This is a genomic window from Maricaulis parjimensis (assembly GCF_016817355.1).
In the GTDB taxonomy this organism is placed as follows: Bacteria; Pseudomonadota; Alphaproteobacteria; order Caulobacterales; family Maricaulaceae; genus Maricaulis; species Maricaulis parjimensis.
The window spans coordinates 108100-125783 of sequence record NZ_JADOTT010000004.1; the positions used below are offsets into that span (position 1 = coordinate 108100).

At 61.4% G+C, this 17684-nt stretch carries 8 protein-coding genes; 1 reads left to right on the forward strand and 7 read right to left on the reverse strand.

The features are described 5' to 3' along the window. Window positions 1-77 precede the first annotated feature (77 nt). On the reverse strand, window positions 78-9584 hold the full coding sequence (locus tag I0K07_RS08130) for an Ig-like domain-containing protein (protein ID WP_203292342.1): 9507 nt from the start codon (window positions 9582-9584) through the stop codon (window positions 78-80). A gap of 511 nt (window positions 9585-10095) precedes the next feature. Between I0K07_RS08130 and mazG the strand changes: the two genes are divergently transcribed. Further along, window positions 10096-10908 (forward strand): nucleoside triphosphate pyrophosphohydrolase, encoded by an 813-nt coding sequence (gene mazG / locus I0K07_RS08135; RefSeq protein ID WP_238934683.1) that lies wholly within the window; start codon window positions 10096-10098, stop codon window positions 10906-10908. Here mazG and hflX read toward each other — a convergent pair. From hflX to ntrX, 6 genes are all read right to left on the reverse strand, one after another. Beyond that, a complete protein-coding gene (gene hflX, locus I0K07_RS08140) occupies window positions 10905-12257 on the reverse strand; it encodes a GTPase HflX (protein WP_203292344.1) in 1353 nt (450 codons plus the stop codon). The two genes, mazG and hflX, sit on opposite strands and share 4 nt — an antisense overlap. Then, window positions 12254-12529, reverse strand: a complete 276-nt coding sequence (hfq, locus tag I0K07_RS08145; protein WP_203292345.1) for an RNA chaperone Hfq — start codon at window positions 12527-12529, stop codon at window positions 12254-12256. The genes hflX and hfq overlap by 4 nt, the downstream gene beginning before the upstream one ends. Before the next feature lie 105 nt (window positions 12530-12634). After that, window positions 12635-13483, reverse strand: coding sequence for a D-amino-acid transaminase (locus I0K07_RS08150; protein ID WP_338041046.1), 849 nt, complete (start codon window positions 13481-13483; stop codon window positions 12635-12637). Between the two features lie 10 nt (window positions 13484-13493). Beyond that, on the reverse strand, window positions 13494-14897 hold the full coding sequence (locus I0K07_RS08155) for a TrkH family potassium uptake protein (protein ID WP_203292347.1): 1404 nt from the start codon (window positions 14895-14897) through the stop codon (window positions 13494-13496). A 3-nt stretch (window positions 14898-14900) separates the two neighbouring features. Then, on the reverse strand, window positions 14901-16274 hold the full coding sequence (gene trkA / locus I0K07_RS08160; protein WP_203292348.1) for a Trk system potassium transporter TrkA: 1374 nt from the start codon (window positions 16272-16274) through the stop codon (window positions 14901-14903). Between the two features lie 21 nt (window positions 16275-16295). Continuing rightward, window positions 16296-17684: a nitrogen assimilation response regulator NtrX gene (gene ntrX, locus I0K07_RS08165; RefSeq protein ID WP_203292349.1), complete on the reverse strand. Its 1389-nt coding sequence runs from the start codon at window positions 17682-17684 to the stop codon at window positions 16296-16298.

A 17684-nucleotide genomic window follows, 5' to 3' on the forward strand; every position in this document is an offset into this window, starting at 1 on the left:
TCGCAAAATGTGCACGCCCGGCCTGACGAGCGACCCTGTCCGTACGCAGTTGGCACGGACAGGGCCGGTTCGCCGGTCTATTGCAGGCTGAGCGGCAAACGGACCCGGATCATGGCGCTGTTCGCCTCGAACTCGCCCTCACCCAGGCCGAGAATTGAAATCTCGCCGGAGATCAGACCGCCATTACCCAGCTGGGCATTGACGCCGAGACGCGCATCGCCCCGCATGAAGCCGAGCGATTGCAGCTGGCCACTCAGATTGAACACGTCCGCATCGTCATAATCATAGACAACGTTGAGGTGGACATAGGGTTCCACATAGGACCCATCGGCACCATTGAAGCGGTAGGCGATCTCCGGACCGACATTCAGGCGACCGATCGTCAGGTCCTGACTGGGAATGTAGATGCCCAGAGTGTCGGTATAGGCGTCCTGGGTTTCAGAGAAATAGGCCAGGCCAATCTCGGGCGAAAGCCGCCAATTGCCCCGTGTCAGATCGCCGGTGAGATGGGATTCAAACAGGAAGCGCGTGGTTTCAAACGCATCCGTGTAAAGCCCGATCGGGTTTACCGTATTGTCCGATTGCCCCCAGGCAGCCCGCACATCCAGATAGGCCATCTCGTTGAGACGGGCGACCATGTAGGGGCCAACCATCCAGCCATCCCCCTCAACCCGGCTGCGCCATTCTCCGGTCGTCGTGGCGGCATGGTCGAACTGGACCAGTACACCAACCAGGATGTTCTCCGACGCCATGGCATCGACACCCAGATAGTAGAGACCGAAATCGGTATCAGAATTCAGGCCGGCCCGGTTGTCATTGATGCTGGAGAAGCTCGCCTGCATCCAGACATCAACACTGGTCAGACCCGACTGCCCGGCCAGTGAGAATTGCTGATGTCCCGGGGCCTGCGGATTGTTGGCCTCCGTGGCCTGGCGGATCGCGCTCAGGCTGGTGGAAAGATCCGCGGTGAACCGGCCATCACGGAAATCGGCGGCGAAGCGGGTCGGTGTTGCACCAGCCCGGTCACCCCGCATCCGTGTCGACACATCCGGACCATTCGTCAGGATCAGGTCGGCCCGAGCCGCCATGAAGCTGCGAATGGCCGACAGGGTGATGCCACGGATGAAGTCCTCATTCCGGCGGTTGGCGAAGGTGCAGACGATTTCTTCCTCGGCATCGAGGTCGATCGTCACCATGCCATTGTCCAGATCCACAACCGATCCGCCATCCGTGTCACCGGAACAGCTGATCGAGGCCAGATCCCAGCCTTCCGACGCCAGCTGGGTCAGCTCATAGCTGCCCCGCTCGATTGTCAGGGTGGACGAGGAGGCCGTGCCACCGGACGTGCTCAGGCTCAATCCGTTCAGACCGTCCAAAGTCGAGGCATAGTTGAACTGCCCTTCCCCGGCCTCCATCGGCGCCGTGGTTGCGACAATGGTCAGATTACCCTCGCGCGGCTCCAAGGTGACTGTGACCGGGATGGCCAGCGTGGTCAGGGTTTCCGCGCCCGCATAATCCTTGTTGGACGAACCGCTGGCGGTTTCCGTGATCGTGATCGTAGCCGTGTAGGTCCCCGGATCGAGATCCAGCACCGCATCGGTGAATTCGATCGTGAACTCCAGGGAGCCCTCGGCCGGAATGGCACCGGATGTCGGGTCGATGGTCAGCCAGTCGACATCCGTCGAGGCGGTGAAGAAGAAGGCCTCGCCGCCGACATTATCGAGGCTGAAGCTCACTGTTTCGGTGGTCGGATCATCGGTTTCAACCGGCAATTCGATCGTCACTTCCGGAATCGTCGTCTCGTCAATGTCCGGATCGGCCAGGGTCTGGAAGTCACAGCTCACCGCGTCCGACGGCGTCAGTGTCACGGACACGCTGCCGGCCGCGACATCAACCGTCGTCGTACCGCCGGTACAGACGATGTCCTGCAGGGTGAAACCGTCCGTGGCCGACACGGCAAAGGCGTAAGTGCCTTCAACCAGGTCATCAAAGAATTCAGATCCCGTCTGGCTGGACGTGTCCACCGTGAACGCACCCAGATCACCGGTGAAGGCAAAACTGCCGTCGATCGCACCGTCAATCGTTTCCACGACCTCGATCGAGCCACGACGCATCTCAATGGAGAAGACATCGGCAAAGGTCGCATCCGGCGAAGTATTACCGGCTGCATCCATGGCGCCGCTGACCGTGACATCAACGTCGGCGACACTGGCCCCCTCATCGCTGATCGAGAATGTGGCGGTATAGACCGTGTCGCCGTCAGAGAAGACACCGGACACAAAACTCAGCGTGTCCGAAATACCCGGATCAAACGCGAACTCGGGCGCTTCGTCCGGATCCATGGCTTCGGAGAAACCGACGGTGATGGTGAGGTTCCCGCCAACATCTTCAAGGCGGAGATCCGTATCGGACATCACGAGACTATCGGCTGTCGGCAGACTGATATCAGCCTCGACGGAGAATTGATCCGCCGCCGTATTGCCATTGCCAGCATCGTCAGAGGCCGCATCCGCCGCAACATCCACCGTAACACTGCCATCGGCGGACGGCGTGATCGTAGCGGTATAGCTGTCACCGGATCCGGCAAGGTCTGAGGCCGCACCATTACCGACGCTGATATCGGCCAGGGCAAAGCCCGTGACCTCTTCAGAGAAGGTGAAGCTGGCCGTGAAAGCGCCCGTCTGAATGTCGGAGGGACCAGAAATGACGAGCGCCGGCGTGGTGATATCCGCATCAACCGAGAACTGGCTGGCGGCGGTATTGCCATTACCGGCGTCGTCCGTTGCCGCATCGGCCGCCACATCCAGCGTCACGCTGCCATCACCAGACGGCGTAATCGTGGCGGTATAGGTGTCACCGGAACCCGCAAAGGCAGAGGCCGCACCATTGTTGACGCTGATATCAGCCAGGGCAAAACCCGTGACGTCTTCAGAGAAGGTGAAGGTCGCCGTGAAAGCAGCGATTTGGGCTGCCGAAGGTCCGGTAATTGTCAAACTGGGTGCTGTGACATCGGCCTCGACGGAGAACTGGGTCGCGGCGGTATTGCCATTACCGGCATCATCCGAAGCCGAATCTGCAGCGACATCGACCGTGACAGTCCCATCGGCCGTCGGCGTGATCGTGGCCGTATAGGCATCGCCGGTACCGGACAGCCCCGACGCCACGCCATTGCCGACAGAGATGTCCGCCAGGGCAAACCCGGTGACATCTTCGGAGAAGGTGAAGGTGGCGGTGAAGGCACCCGTTTGCGTACCGGAGGGGCCGTTGATCGCCACGCCCGGCGCGGTGATGTCGGCCTCAACCGTGTACTGGGATGCGGCCGCATTGCCATTGCCTGCCGTGTCAACGACGACATTCGACGGCACATCGATTGTTACAGCGCCATCAGCCGCCGGCGTAACCGTGGCGGTATAAGTGTCACCTGAGCCCGACAGGGATGACACACTGGCATTGCCCACGCTGATATCTGCCAGGGCAAAACCCGTGACGGCTTCGGAGAAGGTGAAGGTGGCCGTGAAAGCCCCTGTCTGCGCAGCGCTGGGACCAGAAATCGTCAGGCTCGGAGCCGTGAGGTCAGCATTGACCGAGAACTGACTAGCGGCAGATGTTCCATTGCCGGCGTCATCAGTCGCCACATCTGCCGCGACATTAACGGTGACCGATCCATCTGCCGCAGGTGTAATCGTTGCTGTGTAGGTATCGCCAGAGCCAGCAAAGGCAGAAGCCGCACCATTTCCAACCGTGATATCCGCTAGGGCGAAACCTGTGACAACTTCAGAGAACGTGAAGGTCGCCGTAAAGGCGCCGGCTTGCGTTGTCGACGGCCCCGTGACCGTGACACTCGGCGAGGTGATGTCGGCCTCAACGGAGAATTGGGTGGCGACCGTGTTGCCATTGCCCGCATCATCCGACGCACTGTCGGCGGCGAGATCGACCGTGACCGCGCCATCCGCCGCTGGCGTGATGGTGGCGGTGTAAGTATCGCCAGAGCCCGCCAGCCCGGAAGCTGTTGCATTGCCGGTACTGATATCGGCGAGCGCGAAGCCCGTCACATCTTCAGAGAAGGTGAAGGTCGCTGTGAAAGCCCCGGTCTGAGTGGCAGACGGGCCGGTGATCGTCACCGTCGGAGCCGTGATGTCCGCTTCCAGCGTGAACTGGCTGGCAGCCTGGTTTCCATTACCCGCATCATCCGTCGCGGCATCGGCGGCCACATCCACCGTCACTGTCCCGTCAGCCGACGGAGTGATCGTGGCGGTGTAACTGTCTCCAGAGCCAGCGAAGCCGGATGCGACACCATTCCCCACGGAAATGTCGGCCAAGTCAAACCCGGTCACATCTTCCGAGAAGGTGAAAGTCGCCGTGAAGGCACCGGTCTGTGCCGCAGACGGTCCAGTGATGGCCAGGGTCGGCAGAGTGATATCCGCATCGACCGAGAACTGGGTGGCAGCGGTATTGCCATTGCCGGCATCATCCGTCGCGACATCCGCCGCAACATCCACCGTCACGGACCCGTCCGCTGCAGGCGTGATATCCGCCGTATACGTGTCCCCCGACCCCGCAAAGGACGAAGCCGAGCCATTGCCCACACTGATGTCCGCGAGGGCGAAACCGGTCACATCTTCCGAGAAGGTGAAGGTGACGGAGAACACACCGGTCTGGCTGGCACTCGGGCCGCTGATCGACACACTCGGCGGATCCAGGTCGGCTTCCACGCTGAACTGGGTTGCCGCCGTATTGCCATTGCCGGCTTCGTCATTGGCACCATCGGCACCGATATCGACGGTCACCGTGCCCGAGGCACTCGGTGTGATGGTCGCCGTATAGTCACCGCCGGACCCTGAGAGCCCGGACGCCGATCCATTGCCCACCGAGATATCCGCCAGGGCAAAGCCCGTCACATCCTCGGAGAAGCTTATGGTCACGACGAAAGCACCGGTTTGTGCCCCGGACGGACCGAAAATGCCCACCGTCGGTGCCGTCAGGTCAGCCTCCACAGAGAACTGGGTCGCGGCCGTATTGCCATTGCCGGCAGCATCCGCCGTGACATCCGCCAGGACGTCCACTGCGACACTGCCATCACTGGCCGGCGTGACCGTCACGCTATAGGTGTCGCCGGAACCGGAGAAGGCGGACAGGCTGGCATTGGTGACCGAGACGTCAGCCACGGTGAAACCGGTCACATCCTCGCTGAAGGTGAAGGTGACCGAGAAGGCCCCATTCTGCACACTCGAAGGCCCCGAAATCGTGACGCCCGGCGCCGTGACATCCGCGTCCACAGAGAATTGCGTGGCCGCCGTATTGCCATTGCCGGCATCATCCGTCGCCGCATCTGCCGCCACGTCAATGGTCACAGTCCCGTCAGCTGCAGGCGTGATGGTGGCCGTATAGGTATCGCCGGAACCCGCCAGGGCAGAGGCCGAACCATTACCGACACTGATATCGGCCAAGGCAAAGCCCGTGACACTTTCAGAGAACGTGAAAGTCGCCGTGAACGCCCCGGTCTGCGTCAAAGACGGGCCGGTGATGGCCAATGTTGGTGCCGTGATATCGGCCTCGACCGAGAATTGCGTCGCCGCCGTACTGCCATTGCCCGCGTCATCAGTGGCCGCATCTGCCGCCACATCCACCGTGACGGACCCGTCCGCAGCGGGTGTGATGGTGGCGGTATAGCTGTCGCCCGAACCCGCGAAGGCGGACGCCGAACCATTGCCCACTGAAATGTCCGCCAGAGCGAAACCCGTCACGTCTTCAGAGAATGTGAAAGTGGCCGTGAACGCACCGGTCTGAGTGGCGGACGGGCCTGAAATGGTGACCGTCGGAGCCGTCTGGTCCAGCGTGGCCGTATCCGTCTCTGGTCCGGCGGAATTGCTGGAAGCATCCTCCAGAGTGACCGAGAGGGTCAGCGTGCCATCGCCCAGGCCGGACACATCGATACCACTGATCTGTTCGCCGGCACTGGCGACGGTGCCAGACCCTGTGACGGCAGAACCCCCACCGGAACTGGAAATCGAGAAGTCATAGCTCGCGCCGACTTCCGCACCCGTGAAGGTGAAACTGGTCGAACCCGCTTCGGCGGCATTGATCGTGCTGTCATCGAACGCCACGGAGAAAGCGGCCGGCGGCGTGATATCCAGCCCCTCACCTTCCACATCGAAGGTGAACGGCGCTTCGTCCAGATCATCATTGGCAATCGAGACCGTCGCGGTACGACTGCCCGTCCCGCTCGGATCAAAGGTGATCTCGAACGTCGTGCTGCCACCGGACGCGGCCACCGTGGTGGCTGGCTGCGAGGTCACCGTGAAGTCAGCCGCATTTGTACCGCTGACGCTGACGGCATCGCTGCCCAGGGTCAGCAGGCCGTCACCGCTATTGGCGATGGTGAAGGTCTGGGCTTCCGATCCGGAATCCTCGTTATAGCTGCCGAACAGCGTCCCATCGGTCGCGACCGGCGTGCTGTCACCATCGCTGATATCATTGCCTTCGCCGGATACCGCGATTTCCGGGGTGGTTGCGAAACCGGTGACCGCAAACTCATAGCGCTGCTCGTCCGGGTCATCAGTACCAAAGGCGATCGTGGTTGCGGAAACCGTGCCGGTCGAACTCGGCGTGTAGGACACGACAAAGCTGGACGTGGAACCTGCCGTGATTGTGGTACTGGGCTGGCTGGTGATGGTGAAATCCGAAGACCCGAACACATCCACCGTCGTGCTGCCGACGCTTTGACCGGAAACCTCGATCGGCGCGGGCGACAGGGTCATGGTCGTGGTGCCGGTATTCTCGATAACAAAGGTCTGAGTAACCGTGTCGCCGACTTGCACCGTTCCGAAATCGGTTCCGTCCGCGGCTGCAGGCGCACTGTCGCCGTCCACGATATCAATGCCATTGCCGGTGAGATTGGCCTCGATACCCCCCGTCCCTTCTGCCTGGATGGCGAACTCGAACGGATTCTCGTCCGCATCGTCACTGGCGATACTCACCGTGGCATTCCGCGCACCCACAACAGTTGGCGTGTAGGTGATCACGAAAGTCGTCGTCGCGGACGCTGCCAGGCTTGTCGCCGGCTGTGTCGTCACCTCGAACTGGCTCTCTGTCTGAATCAGGCTGACCGCGTCGGTGCCCAGGGTCAGAGTGTCGTCACCAGTATTAGTGATGGTGAAGGTCCGGGTCTGGGTAGAACCCAGATCCACCGAGCCAAAGTCCGTGTGATCCGTCGTCGTGGCCGTAACATCATTGTCCGAAATATTGACCGAATTGCCCGATACGGCGATCTCCGGCCCGGTCGAACCGATACCGCGGATCGCGAATGTGAACGGGTCTTCGTCCGCATCATCGGACGCGATGGACACGGTCGCATCATCGGTCGCGGATGTTGTGGGGTCATAAGAAATCTGCAGGTCGAAAGTGCCGCCCGGCGCAAGCGTAGTGGGCTGGCTGACCACGGAGAATTCCGACGCATCCGTGCCGCTCAGCGTCACCGGAGTGCCACCGGTGAAGGTCAGCGTCCCGGAGCCCGAATTGGTGATGACGAATGTCTTCACCAGCGTGCTGCCGGATGTGCCGACGGTGCCGAAATGCGTACCATCATTCAGGTCCGCCGTTGTCGCACCCGAGGTGATGTCTGTTCCGGCCCCTGTCACGTCGATTTCAGGTTCCGCTGCGACGGCCGTCAACGAGATCACGTTGGAAGCCGTGTTGATATTCATGTCGGCGTCTTCTACGGTACCCGCCGGCAGCTGGATGGTCAGCGCACCCGTGGCTGAAGCCGTGGCATCGAATGTGTAGGCATTCTCCCCCGTGACCGCCGCAAGATTGCTCAACACAGCATTGAGGACATCAAAATCCGCGAGCTCGAACCCTGTGACAGCTTCCGAAAAACGGATGGTCACCGAGAAAGCCTCGCCCACGCCCGGCGAGGTCGTGTCGGTCGACAGGGTTACACCCGGAACGAGATTGTTCACGGAGAAACTGTCACTGGCACCGCTTTCGGTGAAGGCTGCAGCGCCACCGCCATCATCGGAGAAACCTGTCAGATCGCTGGTGGTATTCGTGTAGAAACCGGCTGACGCGCCTTCGGGCACGGTCAGGGTGACCGAGAAGGTACAGCTCTCCCCATCGGCCAGATTGCCACCCGTAAAGGTCAGCGAACTGGTGCCGGTCAGGCTGGAGCCTACGCCACACGGTGCCGTCGGCAAATCTCCGGTCACGGCCAGACCGCTGAGCACGGCATCCAGATCATCCGTGAAGGCCGCCGAGCTGAGATCCGTGCCCTCTTCCGGCACAATATGGAATTCCAGGTCGATCTCATCGCCCGGATTCACCTGGTCGGCGGAGAAGGTCTTTGTGAAAACAAGCGGCGAGCCGGCGCCTTCAGCGCCGGAAACCTGCAGCGAGGCACTGGTGGCCGGGCCGCTGATCCCATTGCCATCCAGCGAGTAGGACCAAGAACTCAGACCCAGCACATAAGTTCCACTACTGGTTCCGCCGGGGATGGTCGTATCCACATCAAAGGTACAGCTGGAATTTGCCGCCAGGTTCATGCCGGAAAGGGCCAAATAGCCATCCGCATTGGACAGGCTGGCACCGGAACCGGTACCGCAAGGTTCGGCTGGCGTAGAGGCCAGGCTCATAGTCAGGCCGGAGACGAAATCGCTGGCGAAAAAGTTAAAACTGCCGCCGGTCAGGGCCGCCGTCGCGTTGTCATTTTCAACGGTGAAGCGGACAACGAATGATCCACCCGGATCCACGGGATTGGTCAGAACCTGCATCGACAGTGTGGCCAGGGTGAGAATTTCCACCGTGGCCGACGCCGTATCCGTGTTCGAGTTTCCAACCTGATCGTCGGCCACCCCTGTGGGGATATCAATGATCAGCGTCCCGGGACCATCCGGGGTGATGGTGACGACATACCGCCGCGCATCGGTGCCACCCGCCTCACCGACAACCGGGTCAAAGCTTGTCACACTACCATTCGTGACGCTGATATCACCCGATACGAAGTTCTGGACGACTTCGCCCCAATCAATGCTGATATTGAAAGGCTCATCGGGAAGATCACTCCCCGGTGTGGAAATGACCGGCGTCGGGCCCACCGTATCGGCCACCACCGTGAAACTGGCATCATTCAGCGCCTGCGTGAAACCGGTTTCGGCCATGGCGCCATCAACCGCCGTGGCCGAGGCATCCGATACATCGACTGTGTAGGTTCCCGCCGCAATATCGTCAGGCAGGGTGAAGGTGATGAGTGAGTAACACCCGAACACTTCGTTATTGATATTGAAGGGCTCCAGACCGGAGACACTCACGGTCGGGCCAGGCTGCTGCGTGAAACTCGCCGTGCTGTTCAGGCAAAAACTGCTGAATTGAACGGACTCGATCGCGATATCGGAATCGGCCGTCGAGAAATCGATCGAATAGCTGATGTCCTTGAAGGAGTAGGTCCCGTCCGAGTCCCAGATGTTCACGAGAAGCTGGAGTTCGTCCCCGGCCAGCAATTCACCGCCATCCGTATCCGAGATGACTGAAGTGGTCGAGAAGGCTTGTCCCAGGGCAGCGCCGGAGGCACCGGCCACAACGGCAGCGCCCATAACAAATGCCGGGAGGACTGTTTTTGCCAAACGGGCCAGAGCCGTTTCAGCGGCGCCCATGAGCGACGAGATCTTCGAGACGTTCATATTTCCCCCCAAGCACCCTGCCGGATGCCGCACCATCAATGTAATGCCCGGTTTGCCCAATGCCGGATACGAATCGGATTCGCGTGTGAATCCGGTTTCAAAACAGACACTACATGGAATTGCATTTTGGCAGAAGCATCGATTTACGCCTCATTAGGATTTTTCGCCACTTGCTGCAGCGCAGCAAACAACGCAATTGTCGGACAATAATTCGAAACGCAATAGACGCGACAAACACTCAGGCTCGCGGAAGAGGACACTTTTCTATTGTTTTCTCATTGCTTAAGCCAATCTCCTGATAACCTCAAAGACACTGCTTGAGGTATCAAAGGGGGTTAGCAAGCCTCACGCTTTCCTGCTTGAAGTATGGCGTGCTGGGCAAATCAGGGCATAAGCCGGGATATCACAGATCCGGATGACCGCTATGACCCAGACCGCCCTCACCCCGATCCAGCAACTTCGCGCCATCATGGCCAAGCTGCGCAATCCGGATGGCGGATGCCCCTGGGACCTCGAACAGGACTTCTCCACGATTGCGCCCTACACGATCGAAGAGGCCTATGAAGTGGCCGATGCCATCGAACGGGGCCATTTCGCCGAGCTCAAGGACGAGCTGGGCGACTTGCTGCTGCAGGTGGTTTTCCATGCCCAAATGGCATCGGAACAGGACTTGTTCGATTTCGACGATGTCTGTCAGGCCATCAATGACAAGATGATCCGCCGCCATCCGCATGTTTTTGGGGACGCAACGACACGCGACAGCCAAACCCAGACCGAGGAGTGGGAAGCCATCAAGGCGACCGAACGCAAAGCCTCCGACAAGGGCGATGGTGTTTTGGACGATCTGCCCGTGGCCCTGCCGGCCCTCAAACGCGCCCAGAAACTTCAGAAACGCGCCGCGCGGGTCGGCTTCGACTGGCCGGGCGCAGAACAGGTCTTTGCCAAGATTGACGAAGAGTTGGGCGAAGTCCGCGAGGCCATGGGCCGGCAGCACGCCGATGACATCGCCGAAGAAATTGGCGATTTGATGTTTGTTTGCACGAACTTGGGGCGCAAACTGAAAGTAGACGTTGAAACGGCTACGCGCAGTGCCAACGCCAAGTTCGAACGCCGTTTCCGGCATATCGAGCGCCGGCTCAAGGATCAGGGCCGATCTCCCGACGAGGCCAGCCTGGAAGAAATGGAAGTGCTCTGGGACGAGGCCAAGCGGGCCGACAAGGCCGCGAAGTCGGCCTAGTAGTCATCCTCGGGCGGGGGTTCGGCGATCCCTTGCGGAACCGCAACCTCGGGAAACTGCGCCCGGAACCGGCCTGCCTGAGCTGGCGGCAGGCGGACCTCAACGGTTGAAGCGCCCGTTTCCGGATTGATCTGGGTATCCAGAATATCGCCATTCTCGTGCAGCCAGGCCAGTGCACGGGCCTGGGCCGGCGCAATTTCGATGACCAGCTTCTCGTCATCGCGAGCCAAGGCGCGCTCGACAGCCTCCATGAGCACGTCAACGCCAGCACCCGTTACCGCCGAGATCGGCAGTTTGACGGCCCGTTCCGCCTTCAGATTGGCGACATGGGTCGAATAGGCCAGATCCTCGGCGGCATCCTCGTCCAGGCAATCCGCCTTGTTCCAGGCCTCGATCATCGCCTGTTCATGGCGCGGCCCCGCATCGATAGCATCGAGCACCGACTCCACGTCCTGGATACGGCCGTCCCGGTCAGGATCCGAAGCGTCGATGACATGGATCAGGAGGTCAGCTTCACGCACCTCCTCCAGTGTCGCCCGGAAAGCCGCGATCAGCTCCGTCGGCAGGTCGGTGATGAAGCCCACCGTGTCGGACAGGAGCAAGGTCGTCCCATTGTCCATCTCCAGGGCCCGTACGGTCGGATCCAGCGTGGCGAAGGGCATGTCCTGGGCGAACACCCCCGCGCCCGTCAGGCGGTTGAACAGGGTGGATTTGCCGGCATTGGTGTAGCCGACCAGGGCCACGGTCGGGAATGGCACATCCTGGCGCTGAGCTCGGTGCAGGCTGCGGGTCCGGCGCACTTCCTCCAGCTGACGGCGCAGCTTGGCCATTTTCTCGTTGAGCAGACGCCGGTCGGTCTCGATCTGGGTTTCCCCCGGGCCAGCCAGGAAGCCGCGACCACCGCGCTGGCGCTCCAGGTGGGTCCAGGTCCGCACCAGGCGCGAGCGCTCATAGGCCAGCCGGGCCAGTTCCACCTGCAGCACACCTTCCTTGGTGCGCGCGCGTTGACCGAAGATTTCCAGGATCAACCCGGTCCGGTCGACGACTTTCACATTCCAGGCTTTTTCCAGATTGCGCTGCTGGATCGGGGACAGGGCTGTGTCGATGACGGCGACATTCACCTCGCCGGCCTCGATCCGCTCCTTCAGCTCGGCCAGCTTGCCACGGCCGAAATACTTGCCGGCATCGACCTTCCTGAGAGTCACAACAAAAGCCTCGACCACTTCAAGGTCGAGGGCCTCGGCCAGACCGGCCGCCTCTTCTAGCCGTGCATCGGCACGGCCCAGACCGTCACGGTCCGTCGGATGAATGACAAGGGCGCGGGAAACCGGCGCCTCGCGCTCGATCAATCGGTGGCGCTCTCAGCTACCGTGTCGTCTTCGTCAGCCTTGTCGCCTTCGAACAACTGGACCGGCGCGGCCGGCATGATCGTCGAGATGGCGTGCTTGTAGACCAGCTGGGACAGACCGTCCCGGCGAAGCAAAACACAGAAGTTATCGAACCAGGTCACAACGCCCTGAAGTTTCACCCCATTGACCAGGAAGATGGTCAGGGGCGTTTTCGTCTTACGCACAGAGTTCAGGAAGGCGTCCTGCAGATTTTGTTTTTTATCGTGCGACATGTTGGCTCCAAAAGCGCCGTTGCAAATGCGATTCGCCTGATAGGGTATACAGGCCCTGCTCCACCCTGCAACCATCTCATCTTGCAAGCAGAGTTCGAATTCCCGTCAGTTCGGCCCCAGATAGGCCTGCCGCAACTGAGTTGCGAGAGATCCCGGCGCGCCATTGCCAACAGGTTTGTCATCGATCCGCACGACCGGTGTCACGAATGTCGTCGCGGAGGTTATAAAGGCTTCCCGCGCCGCGTGTGCCTCCGCCAGGGTGAAGCCGCGCTCCTCCACACCCAAGCCCGCTTCACGCGCAATGCGCAGGATGGTGGCCCTTGTAATACCATGCAAAATGGCATTGTCGGCCGGGCGCGTGACCAGCACACCGTCTGCGGTCACGATCCAGGCATTGCTCGAGGCGCCTTCGGTAACCTTGCCGGCCTCATCAACCTGCCAGGCCTCGAAAGCGCCCGCCTCCCGCGCGGCTTGTTTCGCCAGCACATTGGGGAGCAGATTCACGGTCTTGATATCGCACCGCGCCCATCTCTGATCAGGCAAGCTGAGGACACCAATCCCCTGATCCGCCCGGGCATCCGCTGCCGTGAAGTCCACGCGTTTGGCTGTCATCACCAGTGTCGGCAGCGTTCCGGCCGGCGGAAAGGCATGATCACGCCGCGCCGCGCCGCGGGAAATCTGCAAATAGACCAGGCCGTCCCGCACGCGATTGCGGCGGAGGAGTTCCCGAATGACCAGTTTGAGCGCCGGGATGGTGACAGGCATGGCGATCCGCAACTCTCCCAGCGACCGCTGCAGGCGTCCGAAATGCCCGTCCGCATCCAGGAGCTCCCCCTTGCGCACACTCCAGACTTCATAGATGGCATCACCGAACAGAAAGCCCCGGTCATCAATCGAGATATGCGCGTCGCGATGCGGCAGGAAACGGCCATTGACGTAGGAATATCGGGACACAGCGAAGTTCTCAGTTGCGGATGAAAAGCGCCCAGATCGCCGCGACTGCAGCGAGGACTTCAAGACGCCCCAGCACCATGGCGGAAATAAGGATGGGCTTGGCATTATCGGTGATATCGCGCCAGCCATCGCCCGCCTGCACTTCGTTCAGAAGCGGACCGATATTGGCGAGGGCCGATGCATTGGCGAGGAAGGCGGTGACGAAATCCATGTCCGTCAGGCTAAGCAGAAGCGTGCCCAGGCCCAGACAGGCCAGAAAGCCCAGCACATAGGCCCAGATGCCGATCAGGGCGGAATCCCGCGCCTGACGCCCCCGGAACGTCACTGGCGCCACGCTCGACGGGTCGGCCAGCAAGGCCAGTTCAGACCCCATCCGCCGCCACAGCAGCAGGATGCGCGACACCTTGATCCCGCCGGATGTCGAGGCCGCCGCGCCACCGATCAGCGCCACGAAGACCGCCGCGATCGGCACAGGTGACAGGGTACCAGCCACCGAGTAGCCCGATGTTGTCACCATGAAGAGCGCGTCCAGAACATGCGTGTGCGCCTGCTCCGGAGCCGCGACCACATAGAGCACCGCGAGCCCCACTGTCAGGATCGAGATCCCCAGAAGGTCCGGATCCTTCATCACGCGCCAGTCCCGCAGGACGTCCCAGAACAAAGCGATATTGAGACTGCCTGCCAGGCTTCCAATGGCGACCAGAAGCGTTGCCAGGGCCCCGAAAGCGGGCAGCAAACCGCCATCTGCGGGAGTATAGCCACTGGTCGATATGGCGCCCATCGCCAGAACCGTCGAATCGAACAATCCCGTCCCCGACAGGATCAGGCCCAGCCAGATGAGTGACGTGATGACCGTGTAGATCAGCCCGACGCGCTGCGCGGCCTGCGGCAGGTGGGAAAACACATTATCCGGACGGATGGTCAGCAGCGGCGAGCGCCGGATGGCCGGCACGTCCTTGTCCAAGGCAGCCAGGATGGCGATAGCCAGGACCAGCGTCCCGTATCCGCCAAACCAGGCCATGATCGCCCGCCAGAACACCAGGGAGCGCGGCAATTGATCAGCCGGTAAAAGGGTCGCCCCGGTTGTCGTAACGGCAGAATAGGCTTCGAACAGAGAGTCGATCGGATCGAAATAGCCAGAAATCCAGAAGGGCAAAGCCGCTACGGCCGGTGTCGTCACCCAGGCCAGCAGGGCCAATCCCAGCGCGTCCAGCGCGCTGGCGCGGAAGCGGATACCGCGTGTGGCCGACAGGATCAGCAGGCCGGGCACCAGAGCCAGTCCTGCCGAGATCAGGAAAAACGGTGCCAGATGCGGTTCACTGACCGCAAAGGCCGCCAGTGCGGCCAGCAGCGAGATCATCGCCACAAGCACCCAGAGCGCACCGAGGGGCCGGAGGAGTGCGGCCAGCGACATGGTCTAGAAATACTCGAGGCTGACGCGGAAGAGATGCTCGACCTTGGGGATCAGCGCGGTGTTGCAGAACAGCAGAACCCGGTCGTTTTCCCGGATCCGGCCCTCATCGCAGGGCAGGATCACCTTGTCACCGCGAACGACGGCACCCAGGGCGACCCCGTCAGGCAATTCCAGTTCTTCCAGCGTCTTTCCGACCAGCGGCGAGGTGGACAGGGCCACACCTTCCAGCGCCTCCGCCTCACCACCGCCCAGGCTTTGCAGACCGGTGATCCGGCCGCGGCGGATATGCTGCAGGATGGTGGACACGGTGGTCGCCCGCGGATCAATCAGGACATCAATGCCCAAGGGCTCGCGCATGCCCTCAAAGGTGCGATCATTGATCAGGCTCAACGCCCGCTCGCCGCCTTCACGCTTGGCCATGACGGCCGACAGCATATTCACCTTGTCATCATTGGTGACACAGATGACCAGCTCGGCCTGCTCGACACCGGCCTCGCGCAACATCCGCGCATCCAGCCCGTCGCCGTGAAGGACGACCGTCTTCTTGAGCCGTTCGGCCGCAGCTTCAGCCCGTGCCTTGTCCGCCTCGACCAGGCGGACCTTCACGCCGCCGGCGCGTTCGAGCGCCCGGGCGACATAGACACCGATATTGCCGGCTCCGACCACGACCACGCGGCGGATCTGGTCGGCATTCCGGCCGAAAATATCCAGCACACGTTTGACCTGGGCGCTTTCGGTGACGACATAGACATCATCGCCCGCCAGCAGCGGGTCATGCATTTTGGGAATGAAGAGCGTGCGCTCGCGCTGAACACCCACCACGGCAACCCGCAGGTCTGGAAAGAGCTCCATGACCTGTTCCGTCGTGGACCCCGCCACCGGCGAACTGTCTTCCAGGCGCAGGCCCAGCAATTGGACCCGTCCGCCCGAGAACACCGCCGTGGAAAAGGCACCCGGTGTCTCGACCCGCTGAAGAATGGCCCGGCCCACTTCAAGCTCCGGTGAGATCACCACATCCACGGGCATATTGCCGGTCGAGAAGAGATCGCCCCAGGCCGGATCGAGATAGTTCTGGGCTCGCACCCGGGCAATCCGGGTCGGGGTCGAAAACAGGGAATGGGCGACCTGGCAGGCCACCATATTGGTTTCGTCCGAATAGGTGACGGCGACCAGAAGGTCCGCTTCCCGCGCGCCCGCTTTTTCCAGCACATCGGGATGCGAGGCGTGGCCGACCACACCGCGGACATCCAGATCGGTGACGACATTGTCGATCAGCTCGGTCGACCAGTCGACGACGGTGACCGCATTGCCTTCCCGGGCGAGGGCCCGGGCGATACCGACACCAACCTGGCCGGCGCCGCAGACTATGGCTTTCATTCGATTTCCGTCCGTTCCGCGCTAGGCCGCGCCTTCCCGACCCGTATTGCCGACACCAAGCGATTTCAGCTTGCGATGCAAGGCCGAGCGCTCCATGCCGATAAAGGCTGCCGTTCGCGAGATATTGCCACCAAACCGGTCGATCTGCGCTTTGAGGTATTCGCGTTCGAAATTCTCCCGGGCTTCGCGCAAAGACAAGGCAATCATTTTCTCTGCGTCAAACCCGGCTTCCTGATTTTCCCGCGTCACGACTTCCGACGGCAGGCTTTCCAGCGTGATCGGCTCAGCCGCACCACCCGTGGCCAGGATCAGCAAGCGCTCAATATTATTGCGCAATTGGCGCACATTCCCGGGCCAGCTATGCGCCTGCAGGGCCGCCATCACATCCTCGCCGAACTCCCGCTTGGCGAATCCGGCCGATGTGGTCAGACGATCCACGAAATGGTGGACGAGCGAGGGTATGTCCTCGCGACGCTCGGCCAGAGCCGGAACCGTAACCGGCACAACGGCCAGGCGATGGTACAAATCCTCGCGGAAAGTGCCTTCCTGGATGCGCGTATTGAGATCCTGCGCTGTGGAGGAAATCACCCGCACATTGACCTGCACATCCTTGGCTCCACCAATCCGGCGGAAGCGCTGCTCCACCAGAAGCCGCAGAAGCTTGGATTGGGTTTCTCGCGGCATGTCGGCAATCTCGTCCAGATAGAGCGTCCCGCCATGGGCGCGCTCCAGCAGACCGACATGCTTGACCGAACCGTCATCATTTTCGCGGCCGAACAGCTCCAGCTCGACACCTTCCGGTGACATGCCGGGAGCGCTCACCGCGACAAAATCAGCCGCAGCACGCGGCGAAGCTTCATGGATCAGGCGCGCCACGGTCTCCTTGCCCGCGCCCGATGGGCCCCGGATCAAAACCCGGCTATTGGTCGGCGCAACGCGCTCGATCAATTGGCGAACCTGGACGATGCCCGTGCTCTCACCGATCAGCGAACTCTGCACCTCTGTACGCGCCCGCAATTGCGCGTTTTCGCTGCGCAGCCGGCTGGTCTCCAATGCCCGCTTCACCGTCAGCAGAAGCTTGTCGCTCTTGAACGGTTTTTCCAGGAAGTCATAGGCCCCCTTGCGGATGGCTGCGACCGCCGTCTCGATGGTTCCGTGACCGGAGATCACGATGACCGGGAGGTCCGGATCGAGCGCCCGGAACTCATCCAGCAGCTCAATCCCGTCCAGTCGCGAGCCCTGCAGCCAGACATCGAGAATGATCAGGGACGGCTTGCGCGCCCGGATGGCCTCCAGGGCGGCATCGGCATCCCCGGCTTCGCGCGGTTCATACCCGTCATCCTCGAGCAGCCCCCCGATGAGTTCCCGGATATCGGCCTCGTCATCAACGATGAGAATATCCCTAGCCAT

Coding starts and splice junctions, on each gene's coding strand:
- ntrX (WP_203292349.1), bottom strand. CDS start 17,684: ATGGCTAGGGATATTCTCATCGTTGATGACGAGGCCGATATCCGGGAA.
- I0K07_RS08155 (WP_203292347.1), bottom strand. CDS start 14,897: ATGTCGCTGGCCGCACTCCTCCGGCCCCTCGGTGCGCTCTGGGTGCTT.
- trkA (WP_203292348.1), bottom strand. CDS start 16,274: ATGAAAGCCATAGTCTGCGGCGCCGGCCAGGTTGGTGTCGGTATCGCC.
- I0K07_RS08130 (WP_203292342.1), bottom strand. CDS start 9,584: ATGGGCGCTGCCGTTGTGGCCGGTGCCTCCGGCGCTGCCCTGGGACAA.
- mazG (WP_238934683.1), top strand. CDS start 10,096: ATGACCCAGACCGCCCTCACCCCGATCCAGCAACTTCGCGCCATCATG.
- hfq (WP_203292345.1), bottom strand. CDS start 12,529: ATGTCGCACGATAAAAAACAAAATCTGCAGGACGCCTTCCTGAACTCT.